General features: G+C 59.2%; 10 protein-coding genes and 4 tRNA genes. 4 read left to right on the top strand and 10 right to left on the bottom strand.

Translation table 11 applies throughout. From position 1 onward, the window contains the following. Positions 1–55: 55 nt before the first annotated feature. Together EL257_RS09440 and EL257_RS09435 are read left to right on the top strand one after the other, a co-directional pair. Positions 56–940, top strand: coding sequence for a LysR family transcriptional regulator (locus EL257_RS09440; RefSeq protein ID WP_126361926.1), 885 nt, complete (start codon positions 56–58; stop codon positions 938–940). Positions 941–1,015: 75 nt separating this feature from the next. Continuing rightward, positions 1,016–4,294: a PAS domain S-box protein gene (locus tag EL257_RS09435; protein ID WP_126361924.1), complete on the top strand. Its 3,279-nt coding sequence runs from the start codon at positions 1,016–1,018 to the stop codon at positions 4,292–4,294. Between the two features lie 49 nt (positions 4,295–4,343). Here the strand turns inward: EL257_RS09435 and EL257_RS09430 are convergent, their stop codons facing one another. From EL257_RS09430 to gltX, 10 genes are all read right to left on the bottom strand, one after another. Then, entirely contained in the window at positions 4,344–4,787 is a 444-nt protein-coding gene (locus tag EL257_RS09430; RefSeq protein WP_126361922.1) for an Hsp20 family protein, read from the bottom strand. 119 nt (positions 4,788–4,906) lie between these two features. After that, positions 4,907–5,866 (bottom strand): tRNA dihydrouridine synthase, encoded by a 960-nt coding sequence (locus EL257_RS09425; RefSeq protein WP_126361920.1) that lies wholly within the window; start codon positions 5,864–5,866, stop codon positions 4,907–4,909. A 176-nt stretch (positions 5,867–6,042) separates the two neighbouring features. Then, positions 6,043–6,480, bottom strand: a complete 438-nt coding sequence (locus EL257_RS09420) for an acyl-CoA thioesterase (protein WP_126361918.1) — start codon at positions 6,478–6,480, stop codon at positions 6,043–6,045. A gap of 47 nt (positions 6,481–6,527) precedes the next feature. Further along, the gene (locus EL257_RS09415) at positions 6,528–7,361 is read right to left on the bottom strand and encodes an alpha/beta fold hydrolase (protein WP_126361916.1); all 834 of its coding nucleotides are present in this window, start codon (positions 7,359–7,361) and stop codon (positions 6,528–6,530) included. A 30-nt stretch (positions 7,362–7,391) separates the two neighbouring features. Continuing rightward, on the bottom strand, positions 7,392–7,931 hold the full coding sequence (locus EL257_RS09410; RefSeq protein WP_126361914.1) for a TetR/AcrR family transcriptional regulator: 540 nt from the start codon (positions 7,929–7,931) through the stop codon (positions 7,392–7,394). Between the two features lie 182 nt (positions 7,932–8,113). Next, positions 8,114–8,189, bottom strand: a tRNA-Glu gene (locus EL257_RS09405). A gap of 80 nt (positions 8,190–8,269) precedes the next feature. Continuing rightward, positions 8,270–8,345, bottom strand: a tRNA-Ala gene (locus EL257_RS09400). 52 nt (positions 8,346–8,397) lie between these two features. Further along, positions 8,398–8,473 (bottom strand) — tRNA-Glu (locus EL257_RS09395). A 79-nt stretch (positions 8,474–8,552) separates the two neighbouring features. Next, positions 8,553–8,628: transfer RNA gene (locus tag EL257_RS09390), tRNA-Ala, on the bottom strand. A gap of 269 nt (positions 8,629–8,897) precedes the next feature. Continuing rightward, on the bottom strand, positions 8,898–10,379 hold the full coding sequence (gene gltX / locus EL257_RS09385; protein WP_126361912.1) for a glutamate--tRNA ligase: 1,482 nt from the start codon (positions 10,377–10,379) through the stop codon (positions 8,898–8,900). Between the two features lie 228 nt (positions 10,380–10,607). On the opposite strand from gltX, the gene EL257_RS09380 reads away from it, so the two are divergent. Next, entirely contained in the window at positions 10,608–11,654 is a 1,047-nt protein-coding gene (locus tag EL257_RS09380) for an HlyD family secretion protein (RefSeq protein WP_126361910.1), read from the top strand. A gap of 49 nt (positions 11,655–11,703) precedes the next feature. After that, positions 11,704–13,194, top strand: coding sequence for an MDR family MFS transporter (locus tag EL257_RS09375; RefSeq protein ID WP_172604545.1), 1,491 nt, complete (start codon positions 11,704–11,706; stop codon positions 13,192–13,194). The last annotated feature ends 25 nt before the right edge of the window (positions 13,195–13,219 follow it).

Raw genomic sequence — 13,219 nt, 5'->3', positions numbered from 1 at the left:
TTAAATAACTCAAATTCATATTTTTTATGCTTTGGATAACCAACTGGAATGCGACATGGATCTGGCTAACCTCAAGGCTTTTATCGCCATTGCCGAGACCGGCAGTTTCTCCGGCGCTGGCGAACGTTTGCACCTGACGCAACCGGCCATCAGCAAACGCATTGCCGGTCTGGAACAGCAATTAAAGGTGCGCCTGTTCGATCGCCTGGGTCGCGAAGTCGGCCTGACCGAAGCCGGCCGCGCCTTGCTGCCGCGGGCTTATCAGATTCTCAATGTGCTCGACGACACTCGCCGCGCGCTGACCAATCTGACTGGCGAAGTCAGCGGGCGCCTGACACTGGCCACCAGTCACCACATCGGCTTGCACCGGTTGCCGCCCTTGTTAAGGGAGTTCACCCGTCGCTACCCACAGGTCGCGCTGGATATTCAGTTTCTCGATTCGGAAGTGGCCTACGAAGAAATTCTCCATGGTCGCGCGGAATTGGCGGTCATCACCCTCGCGCCGGAGCCACACGCACTGGTCAAAGCGACGCCCGTGTGGGCTGACCCGCTGGATTTTGTCGTCGCCCCCGAGCATTCGCTGATCAATAACGGCGCGGTCAGCCTGCAAGACATTGCCGGCCATCCGGCGGTGTTCCCAGGCGGCAATACCTTTACCCACCATATTGTTCAGCGATTATTCGAGGCCCAGGGCCTGACGCCGAACATCGCCATGAGCACCAACTACCTGGAAACCATCAAGATGATGGTCTCGATCGGCCTCGCCTGGAGCGTTCTGCCGCGCACCATGCTCGATGATCAAGTGGCAAGCATCGCTTTGCCGGGCATACAGCTCAGTCGCCAGCTAGGCTATATCCTGCACACCGAACGGACGCTATCGAATGCAGCAAAAGCCTTTATGGCATTGCTGGATGCACAAATCGACTTGCCAGGGACTTGAGGCCAACTTGTGCTACTCCTATTAGAGCCGCTGCCCCTGTGCCTAACGCCACCACCCGCTCAAGGCCCGTCCACAATGCCGAAATCTGTTGACCGAACTCCGCCGATGCCGCGTATTCAGGCGATTGACCCGCGTCATTCCGAGCAGAGCTGGGAGAGCGCGCCGCAGTTGCTCGCCGCGCTGAACGGCGCCCGGCTCGGCGCCTGGTATTGGGACATTGAGCGCGGGCAGATCAGTTGGTCACGGGGAACGCAGGCACTGTTCGGTTTCGATCCCCGGCAACCGCTGCCCAAGGACCTGGAATATCTCGACCTGTTGCCCCCGGAAGACCGGGCGAAAACCATTCGCGCTTTCCATGCGGTGATCGCCGGCGCACCACTGGAACAGGCCATGCACCACCGCATCCGCTGGCCGGACGGCAGCCTGCACTGGCTGGAAATCAGCGGCAGCCTGTTGCCGGACAAAAACGGCCGTCCGCGCATGATCGGCGTGATCCGTGAAATCACGCACCAGCGCCAACGCGAACAGGCGTTGAGCAGCTCCGAGAAGCGTTTTGCCACATTGTTTCATCTGTGCCCGAACATGGTGTTGCTGACCCGTCAGGAAGACGGCCTGATCAGCGAGGCCAATCAGTATTTTGAAAGCCTGTTCGGCTGGCCAGTGCAGAGCGCGATTGGCCGCACCACGCTGGAGCTGGGTCTGTGGGTGCACCCCGAACAACGCGCCGAACTGGTGAAGAAGACCAAAGCCAAGGGTGAACTGATCAGCATGGAGGTGCAGTTTCGCGCCAGCAACGGCCAGGTTCACGACGGAATTCTCAGCGCGCAAAAGGTTGAACTCGAAGGCCAGCCCTATCTGCTGAGCACTTTCCTCGACACCACCGAACGCAAGGCTGCCGAACATGCGCTGAAAGACAGCCAGGAACGCCTCGACCTGGCGCTGGATTCGGCGCAGCTCGGCACTTGGGACTGGCACATTCCCAGCGGCATGCTTTATGGCTCGGCGCGTGCGGCGCAACTGCACGGGCTGGAGCCGATTCCGTTTCACGAATCCTTCGAAGAGTTTTTCGAAGGCGTGCCCGGCGAAGAACGCGACACCATGCGCGACGCCTACCGCAGCTTGCGCGAGGGCCCGGCGGGCAATTACCAGCTGACCTACCGCGTGCAGTTGCCCGACGGCAGCTCACGTTATCTGGAAAGCCGCGCCCGTCTTTACCGCGACGATAATGGCGCACCGCTGCGCATGGCCGGCACGCTGCTGGACATCACCGATCAAGTCGAACGCGAACAACGCCTGGTCGCCTCGGAAGAAAAATTCGCCACGCTGTTCCAGGTCAGCCCCGATCCGATTTGCGTCACTCGTCAGGAAACCGGTGAGTTCATCGAGATCAATTCCAGCTTCAGCCAGACGTTTGGCTGGAGCGCCGCCGACGTTATCGGCCACACCGCCGAAGAAATTGGCTTGTGGGATGCCTCGGCGAAAAGCCTGCAACGCATCGAACGGGTGATTCGCGAGCAAGGCCTGAGCAATGTTGCGATCATCGTCCAGCACAAGGACGGCCAGTCGCTGACGTGCGTGATCTCCAGCCGGCAGATCAGCGTCGGCGACCAGCCGTGCATCGTCACCACCCTGCGCGACATCACCCAGCAACAGCGCTCGGAGGCAGCACTCAAGGCCAGCGAGGAAAAATTCGCCAAGGCGTTTCACTCCAGCCCCGACGCGATCACGATCACCGAACGCGATACCGGGCGCTATCTGGAGGTCAACGACGGTTTCTGCCGCCTCACCGATTATCGCGCCGACGAAGTGCTGGGCAAAACCGTGTATCAGGTGGGCATCTGGGCCGAGGAGAAACAGCGTTCAACTTTGCTTGCAGAACTGCAGATCAAAGGTCGCGTACACCATCAGGAGATGCTCGGACGCAACAAACGCGGCGAACTGCTAACCGTGGAAGTCTCGGTCGAGCCGATCACCTTGAATGAAACCGCGTGCCTGCTGCTGACCGCACGCGACGTCAGCCTGTTGAAAAATGCCGAAGCACAGATTCGCCACCTGGCTTATCACGACCCGTTGACCAACCTGCCCAACCGCGCCCTGCTGATGGATCGTCTGAGCCAGCAGATCGCTCTACTCAAGCGCCATAATCTGCGCGGGGCCTTGCTGTTCCTCGACCTCGACCACTTCAAACACATCAACGATTCGCTCGGCCACCCGGTCGGCGACACGGTGTTGAAAATCATCACCGCGCGGCTCGAGGCCAGCGTCCGCATGGAAGACACCGTCGCGCGCCTTGGCGGTGACGAATTTGTCGTGCTGCTGAGCGGGCTGGAAGGGTCGCGCAGTGACGTCACCGAGCAGGTTCGCACGCTCGCCGACACCCTGCGCGAATTGCTCTCGGAGCCGATGTTCCTCGACGGCCAACGCTTGCAGGTAACGCCCAGCATCGGCGTGGCATTGATTCCCGATCACGGCTCAACGCCGACCGACCTGCTCAAGCGCGCCGATATCGCGCTGTACCGGGCCAAGGATTCCGGGCGCAATACCACGCAGATGTATCACAACACCATGCAGAAAGCGGCCAGCGAACGCCTGCGCATGGAGACCGACTTGCGCCTGGCGCTGTCGCGCGGCGAATTCAACGTGCACTTTCAGCCGCAGATCGATGCCCGTGATAACCGCATCATCGGCGCCGAAGCGCTGGTGCGCTGGAATCATCCGCAGCTCGGCGCGCAATCGCCGACCGAGTTTATAAAAGTGCTGGAGGACAGCGGGCTGATTCTCGAGGTCGGCACCTGGATTCTCGACGAGGCCTGCGATGCGTTCAAACAACTGATCGCGCTGAAACTGGTGGATCCTCTGAATTTCAGCCTCTGCGTGAACATCAGCCCGCGCCAGTTCCGCCAGAACGACTTCGTCGAACGCATCGAGCACAGCATGACCAGTCACGGCCTGCCCTGTTCGCTGCTGAAACTGGAAATCACCGAAGGCATCGTGATCCAGAATCTGGAAGACACCATCAGTAAAATGCGCCGCCTCAAAAAGCTCGGCGTGAGCTTCGCCATGGACGATTTCGGCACCGGCTACTCATCGCTGACGTACCTCAAGCGGCTGCCGGTGGATACGTTGAAAATCGACCAGTCGTTTATTCGTGACGCGACGACCGACCCGAACGACGCCGAGATCATTCGCGCAATTGTCGCCATGGCGCGCAGCCTGGAGCTGGAGGTGATTGCCGAGGGCGTGGAAACCGTGGAACAACTGGCGTTCCTGCAAGGTCTGGACTGCCATTTGTATCAGGGCTATCTGCACAGTCGGCCGGTTGCGCTGGAGGATTTGAAAGTGCTGCTGAAGTAACGAGGCACAAAAAAAGGGCGCCAATGGCGCCCTTTTTCATTGCCCGGTGTTATTGCAGAACCGGCTTCTGCTCCCCGTTGATCGGGATGCGCTTGGCTTTCGCCTCTTCCGGGATCACGCGCAGCAGGTCGATGCTCAACAGACCGTTACGCAGATCGGCGGCCTTGATCTCGATGTGATCAGCCAGACGGAAGGACAGCTTGAAGGCACGCTGGGCAATGCCCTGATGCAGGAAGGTCACGCCTTCGTTGCTATCGCGTTTGCCACCACTGATGGTCAGCACACCCTTCTCGACTTGCAGCTCCAGGTCTTCTTCCTGGAAACCGGCGGCCGCGACGACGATACGGTATTGATCATCACCGTGTTTTTCGACGTTGTAGGGTGGATAGCTGCTGCCTGGCTCGTTGCGCAGGGCGGTTTCGAACAGGTCGTTGAAACGGTCGAAACCCACCGAGGAACGGAACAGTGGCGCGAGGGAAAATGCAGTACTCATGATTCAAATCTCCTGAAAACAATCAGCAAGGTTTTGTGTCTCCGCGACCCGAATTCGGCATCGCGTAACCCTTAGATAGGGACCGCTGTTTTGATTTCAAGAGATTATTTTCAAATTTTTCATGCAACCTCGACGAGCGACAAACCGAGCAAGCGCGAGACTTGGTCCGGCTCGGTTTCGCGGCGCAAAACAGTAAACAGCTCGGCGGCTTCAGGATAATTGCGCGTCAGCATCGCCAGCCACTGCTTCAATCGGCCCGGTGATTGGCGTGCGGTCATCTGCGCTTTGGCTTGCAGCCAGAAGTCCTGAATCAGCGGCATCAGTTCAGCCCAGGTCATCTCGACGACGTCTTCGCCGGCGCGCGCAGCGGCGATCTGTTTGGCCAGATCCGGGCGCGACACGAGGCCACGACCGAGCATGATGTCTTCGACGCCGCTGATTTCCCGGCAGCGGCGCCAGTCGTCGACGCTCCAGATATCACCGTTGGCGAACACTGGCACCTTGACCACCTCCTGCACGCGCGGAATCCACTCCCAATGCGCAGGCGGTTTGTAGCCGTCCATTTTGGTTCGGGCGTGCACCACGATGTGCTCGGCGCCACCCTCGGCCAGCGCCGTGGCGCAGACCAGCGAACCGTCCGGGCTGTCGAAGCCCAGGCGCATTTTCGCCGTCACCGGGATATGCGCTGGCACTGCGCGGCGCACATGCTCGACGATCTGGTTGAGCAGTTCCGGCTCCTTGAGCAACACCGCACCGCCACGGGATTTGTTCACGGTTTTGGCCGGGCAACCGAAGTTGAGGTCAATCACTTCAGAGCCGAGTTCGCAGGCCAATGCAGCGTTCTCCGCCAGGCACACCGGGTCGGAACCGAGCAATTGCACACGCAGCGGCACGCCGGAAGCGGTTCGTGCGCCGTTGAGTAATTCCGGGCCGAATTTGTGGAAATAGGCCGGGGTGAGCAACTGATCGTTGACCCGAATGAATTCGGTCACGCACCAATCGATGCCGCCAACGCGGGTCAGCACGTCGCGAAGGATGTCGTCGACCAACCCTTCCATGGGCGCCAGAGCAATTTGCATGGAGAAACACTACTTGAAGAAAAAACGTGCGGCAGTTTACTGGATATCGCGCAAAACCGCAGATCCCTGTAGGAGCTGCCGAAGGCTCGGGCCGCGTTCGGACGATCTTTTGATTTTGGTTTTTGCAGATCAAGATCAAAAAATCGCAGCCTTCGGCAGCTCCTACAGGGATTGTGTCAGGCTGGGATTTGGATCGCCGGGCCATAGCCGTCGATAAACTCGGCGGGCATGCGTTTGGGCTTGCCCGTCGACAATTCGATGCAGACGAACGTGGTCTGGGCGCGCAACAGGGTGGCGTTGTCGCTGGGGCGCTTGAGCTGAAAATGTCGGGTCATTTTCAGGCGCTGATCCCAATCGACGATCCAGGTTGCCAATTGCAGCTCATCGCCCTCATAGGCCGCCGCCAGATAATCGATTTCATGACGCACGACCGCCATCGCGCGGTCGAGTCGCCGATACTCCACGAGATCCAGACCCAGACGCTGCGAATGGCGCCAGGCGCAACGTTCCAGCCACGTGACATACACCGCATTGTTGGCGTGGCCCAGCCCGTCGATGTCTTCGGCGCCGACTTGCAGATCAATAGTAAACGGCGTTGCCCGATCCCAACCCATGCCCCACTCCCGGTCAATTTATTCAACCGGGGCAGTGTAACGGATGCTCACGCTGATTGGCGCGCCTGCAGGCTGCGGCCCGCCAGCAGTGATAACACCCCATCAATCACGCGAGGGTCGGCGAGTACACGCTGATGGCCACCACTTTCGAGACGCAGCAAACGACTGTCGAACCAGGCTTCATGGATCAGTTGCGATTCCTTCACCGAGACGAAGTTGTCGTCCTCGGCGTGTACGATCAGGCCGGGCATATCCAGTTGATAGTGCGCGACATCGAGCGTCGCCGCGCGCATCCCGACATCTTGCTCGACTTGGCGAATGAACGCCGATCGCGCCCGGGGCGGCATACCGACGTAGCGGGCAAAACCGCGCAACACGCCGAGAATCCGCGCCGGAGCGGCGATGCTGACGAGGGTTTCGGTGCGCAAACCCAGTTGCACGGCGAGCATCGCGCTGGCGCCACCCATGGAATGCCCGATGACCGCTTGCAGAGACGGCAATTCGGCAGCCGCTTCGAGCATGGCGCGGGCGAACAGCACGACGTTGGCTTCGTGTCCTGGAGAACGGCCGTGCGCCGGGCCATCAAGCGCGACGACGGTATAACCGGCATCGACCAGCGCGGTGATCAGCGAGGCGAATTGGGTTGGCCGCCCTTCCCAACCGTGCATCAGCAGCACCGTCGGGCCTTGGCCCCAGCGCAGCGCCGAGAGACCGAAACGCAAAGTGATGCGCTCCGAACTGGCCAACATGGGCAATTCCCAATCACGCAGCGGCAGCGCGCGCGGCGTCATGAATGCCAGGCGCATTTTGCTCGCCACCCGTTCCGGTGCGATCCAGCCTAAGGTGCCATTAACGCCACGAACCCACTTCAACGTGTTCATCGCTCTCTCCTCAGGCGTTTTGCCTTCAGGTCAACGCACCGCCGACTTGGCAGCGCGCAGCAATCGATCGGATAAATCACCAGGGCCGAGCGCCCTGGCGAGGGCCAGACCTCCGACCATCAAGGCCACATCGGCCAGCGCTTTGTCGGTGTCCTCTGGGCTGGCCGCCAACTGCGCAACCATCAACTCCAGATGCTCGTTCAGGGCGATACGAAACGAATCCGGCAAACGGCCCAATTCGCCGATCGAGGCTGGAATCGGACACGCTGCATCGCTCGAATCACGGTGTTTGCGCGACAGGTAAAACGCCGCCACCAAGGCGCGACGCTCCTCACCGGTCAGGTCGGCATCCATGTCGGCAATCAGATCGCGGCGGCGACCGAGCAATTGCTTGAACGCCTCGAGCATCATCGCGTCCTTGCTTTCGAAGTGAGCGTAGAAGCCGCCGACTGTCAGGCCGGCCGCGCCCATCACTTCGCCCACGCTCGGGTCGGCCGGGCCGCGCTGGATCAGTGCGGCGCTGGCAGCCTTGAGGATGCGTTCGCGGGTTTGAGCTTTTTTATCGTTCATCGTTGCCTCCGAATATTACGATTAGAATATTATTCGCATAATAATAATCTGCAAGTCAAGAATATGACCGCTGGTCTGAAGCACAGTGTAAGGAAAAAGGAGAATTGGCCAAACGCCAGACAAACAAAAGGGCCATTCAATAATTGAATGACCCTTATAAAATCCCGCAGAGCGGGTAATCGTGGCGTCCCCTAGGGGACTCGAACCCCTGTTACCGCCGTGAAAGGGCGGTGTCCTAGGCCACTAGACGAAGGGGACACAAACCCTTCTATACAACTGATCAGTGCTGAGATCTGATCGATTCAAGGCCGGTGTGGCCAGACCTTGAACTGTAAAATTGGTGGAGCTAAGCGGGATCGAACCGCTGACCTCCTGCATGCCATGCAGGCGCTCTCCCAGCTGAGCTATAGCCCCGATTTTTCGCCTCACGGCGGAGTGACATCTTGCAACATCACTTCTGTAAAACTGGCGTCCCCTAGGGGACTCGAACCCCTGTTACCGCCGTGAAAGGGCGGTGTCCTAGGCCACTAGACGAAGGGGACGCAAACCCTTCTATACAACTGACCAACGCTGAGTGTTGATCGCTTCAAGGCCGGTGTGGCCAGGCCTTGAAGTGTAAATTGGTGGAGCTAAACGGGATCGAACCGTTGACCTCCTGCATGCCATGCAGGCGCTCTCCCAGCTGAGCTATAGCCCCTCATCGTTGATGTCATCGCTGAGGACGGGGCGAATCTTAAGGGCGTATCGAAAGCCTGTCAAACTTATTTTTGAAATTTTTCAAAATTTTTCGTCGGCATAACAATCACTTACCGCCCTCCTCCCGTAAACCGGGAGGTTCACAACGTACGCAGACCTGTAGGAGCTGGCGCAGCCTGCGATCTTTTGACTTTGCCTTTTGAAAACAAGATCAAAAGATCGTCCGATCGCGGCCCGAGCCTGCGGCAGCTCCTACAGGGGGTAAAGCTATCAGGCGATGGCGGCCAGAAGCTTTTCCCACTCTTTGTTTTCTTTCTTCGACACGCCGCCCAGCAAATCAATCGCCTGGCGCAGACGGAAACGGGTCAGATCCGGCCCGAGAATTTCCATCGCATCGAGCACCGAAACCGAACTCGCCTGACCGGTGATCGCCGCGAACATCAACGGCATAGCGTCGCGCAGTTTCAGTTCAAGGGATTCCACCACCGCCTGAATCGTTGCGGTGATGTTGTCCTTCTCCCACTGACGCAGACTTTCCAGTTTCCACAGGATCAACTGCATCAACTGGCGAACCTGATCGCCCGAGAGTTTTTTCGATTCGAACAGCTTGGCGTCCGGATTGACGCCGCCGGCGAAGAAGAACCCGCCCAGCGGTGCTACCTGGCTGAAGGTTTCAACACGGCCCTGGACATGCGGCGCGATCTTCATCATGTATTCGGAATTGAACGCCCACTTCTGCACGCGTGCGGCGAACTCTTCCACCGGCAGATCGCGCAGCCATTGGCCATTGAGCCAGGACAGTTTCTCGATATCGAAGATCGGCCCGCCAAGCGAGACACGCTTGAGGTCGAAGTTGTCGACCATTTCCTGCAGCGAGAACTTCTCGCGCTCGTCCGGCATCGACCAGCCCATGCGGCCGAGGTAGTTGAGCATCGCTTCCGGCATAAAGCCCATGCGCTCGTAAAAGGTCACCGAGGTCGGGTTTTTGCGCTTGGACAGCTTGCTCTTGTCCGGATTACGCAGCAGCGGCATGTAGCACAGCTCGGGTTGTTCCCAGCCAAAATATTCATAAAGGAGGATCAGTTTTGGCGCCGATGGCAGCCACTCTTCGCCACGCAGAACGTGAGTGATGCCCATCAAATGGTCATCGACCACGTTGGCGAGGAAGTACGTCGGCAGGCCGTCGGTCTTCATCAGCACTTGCATGTCCATGCGATCCCATGGGATCTCGACGTCGCCACGGAGCATGTCCGGCACCACGCAAACGCCTTCGCTCGGCACCTTCATGCGGATCACGTGCGGCTCGCCTGCCGCCAGGCGAGCTGCCACTTCTTCTTTCGACAGCAGCAGCGCACGGCCGTCGTAACGCGGAGTTTCGCCACGAGCCATTTGCTCGGCGCGCATCTGATCCAGTTCTTCGGCGGTGCAGAAGCATGGGAACGCGTGCCCCATGTCGACCAGTTGCTGGCAATACTTTTGATAGATGTCGCCGCGCTCGCTCTGGCGATAAGGACCATGCGGGCCACCGACGTCCGGACCTTCGCTCCAGTCGATACCGAGCCAGCGCAGGGCGTCGAAAATCTGCTGTTCCGATTCGCGAGTCGAACGCAATTGATCGGTGTCTTCGATGCGCAGGATGAACTCACCGCCGTGCTGCTTGGCAAAGCAGTAGTTGAACAATGCGATGTAAGCGGTACCTACGTGGGGGTCCCCGGTAGGCGATGGCGCGATGCGAGTGCGGACGGTGGTCATGGCATGTCTCGAAAAGAATGAAAAGCAAAACGATCAAGCGGCGAATGGTAACAGGCGACACCCGCCCCGCTCCAGCAGGCAGGGCATTTAAGCCAAGTTTGCGCCTGGAACGCCCGTAAGGCGCGGTGAATGGCCGAATATCAAACGCAGGCATTTACCGCTTATCGGCTGTATGCGAGATTCGCCGGCTGATAACTTTCCTTACAATTACTCGACTACAGTTTGCCCATGCCAGCCCAACTCAAGCGTCGCCTGTTGATTTTCCTACTGCTCGTCCTGCTGATCGCCGGCGGCTTCTTCGCTCACTGGTTCTTCAAGGGACGCTTTTATGAAAGCACTGACAACGCCTATGTCCAGGGCGAAATCACCCGTGTCTCGAGCCAACTGAGCGCGCGAATTGACGAAGTGTTGGTGCAGGACAATCAGCACGTGGAAAAAGGCCAACTGCTGCTGCGCCTCGAACCCAATGATTTCCGCCTCGCGGTCGACCGCGCCAATGCGGCGCTCGCCACTCGCGAGGCCGAACGCCTGCAAGCGCAAAGCAAGCTGACCCAGCAATCGAGCCTGATCGCCGCCAGCGATGCGCAGGTGGCGACCACGCAGGCCACGCTCGGCCGTTCGCAGATGGATCTGTCTCGCGCAGAAACCCTGCGCAAACCCGGTTACGTCTCCGAAGAACGGGTCACCACCCTCTCCGCCGATGCCCATATCGCCCGCTCGCAAGTGGCCAAGGCGCAGGCGGATGCGCAGAGCCAGCGGCAGCAGGTCAACGCGCTGAGCGCCGAGATCAAACGCCTCGACGCGCAGATCGCCAACGCCCGCGCCGATCTCGCTCAAGCCGAACTCAATCTGACCCGCAGCGAAATCCACGCACCGATCAGCGGCCTCGTCGGCCAGCGCGCCGCGCGCAACGGCCAGGTCGTGCAGGCTGGCGCCTATCTGCTGTCGATCGTTCCCGACGAGGATATTTGGGTCCAGGCCAACTTCAAGGAAACCCAGATCGGCCACATGCAGCCCGGACAAAAAGCCGAGCTGACTTTCGATGCCTATGGCGATACGCCGATCGAAGCGCGGGTCGACAGTCTGTTCGCCGCGTCCGGCGCACAGTTCAGTCTGCTGCCACCGGACAACGCCACCGGCAACTTCACCAAAGTCGTGCAACGGATTCCGGTGAAACTGACCTTCAAGGCGGATAACCCGTTGCGCGGGAAAATCCGCCCGGGCATGTCCGTCACCGCCACTGTGAATATCCAGGACGCCGCCGATGGCCGGTGATTCACTGATCCGCCCGGTGGACGAACCTAGCCGGCGCGACTGGATTGCGGTGATGAGCGTGATGCTTGGCGCCTTTATGGCGGTGCTCGACATCCAGATCACCAACTCCTCGTTGAAAGATATTCAGGGTGCGCTGTCGGCGACGCTAGAAGAAGGTTCGTGGATTTCCACGTCCTATCTGGTGGCGGAAATCATCATGATCCCGCTGACCGCTTGGCTGGTGCAGTTGCTCTCGGCGCGGCGCCTGGCGGTGTGGGTATCGCTGGGGTTTCTGGTCTCATCGCTGCTGTGTTCAATGGCCTGGAGCCTGGAGAGCATGATCGTCTTTCGTGCCATGCAGGGTTTCACCGGCGGCGCGTTGATTCCGCTGGCGTTCACCCTGACGCTGATCAAACTCCCCGAACATCATCGCGCCAAAGGCATGGCGATGTTTGCCATGACCGCGACCTTCGCGCCGTCAATCGGCCCGACGCTCGGCGGCTGGCTCACGGAAAACTGGGGCTGGGAATACATCTTCTACATCAACATCCCGCCAGGGCTGATCATGATCGCCGGGCTGCTCTACGGCCTGGAAAAAAAAGCAGCGCACTGGGAATTGCTGAAAAGCACCGACTACACCGGCATTCTGTCGCTGGGGATTGGCCTGGGTTGCCTGCAGGTATTTCTTGAAGAAGGCCATCGCAAGGACTGGCTGGAATCGAGCCTGATCGTGGCCCTGGGCAGCATCGCCCTGTTGAGCCTGATCACCTTTGTGATCGTGCAGATTTCCAAGCCCAACCCGCTGATCAACTTGGGAATTCTGCGCAATCGCAATTTTGGTTTATCCAGTATTTCCAGCCTGGGCATGGGCGTAGGTCTGTACGGTTCGATCTACTTATTGCCTCTGTATCTGGCGCAGATCCAGAACTACAACGCCCTGCAGATCGGCGAAGTGATCATGTGGATGGGCGTGCCGCAACTGTTTCTGATTCCGCTGGTGCCGCAACTGATGAAGTTCGTCTCGCCGAAATGGCTGTGCACGATCGGCTTCGGCCTGTTTGGTCTGGCGAGTTTTTCCTCGGGGGTGCTGAACCCGGACTTTGCCGGCCCGCAGTTCAATCAGATCCAGATCATCCGCGCGCTGGGGCAGCCGTTGATCATGGTCACCATTTCGTTGATCGCAACGGCTTACATCCTGCCCCAGGACGCTGGCTCGGCCTCGAGTTTGTTCAATATCTTGCGCAACCTCGGTGGCGCAATCGGCATCGCGTTGCTCGCAACATTGCTGGATGCGCGGACCAAGACTTACTTCGATTATTTGCGTGAAGCGGTGGTGCCGACCAATCCGCAAGTGGCCGAGCGGCTGGCGTCGATGACCGATCGATTTGGCAGTGACACGGCAGCGTTGGCCAAGTTGAGCGAGATCGTCCATCAGCAGGCGGCGATCATGGCTTATAACGATGCGTTTCACTTTGTCGGGATTGCGCTGGGGGTGAGTATGCTGGCAATTCTACTGACCAAAAAGCTCCCGGCGGGGCTAAAGGCCGGCGAATCTCACTGATCCGACTCAATCCTGTAGGAGCTGC

Origin of the sequence: Pseudomonas fluorescens (genome assembly GCF_900636825.1) — a bacterium.
Lineage (GTDB): Bacteria > Pseudomonadota > Gammaproteobacteria > Pseudomonadales > Pseudomonadaceae > Aquipseudomonas > Aquipseudomonas fluorescens_BG.
This window is presented reverse-complemented; position numbering and strand designations above follow the sequence as displayed.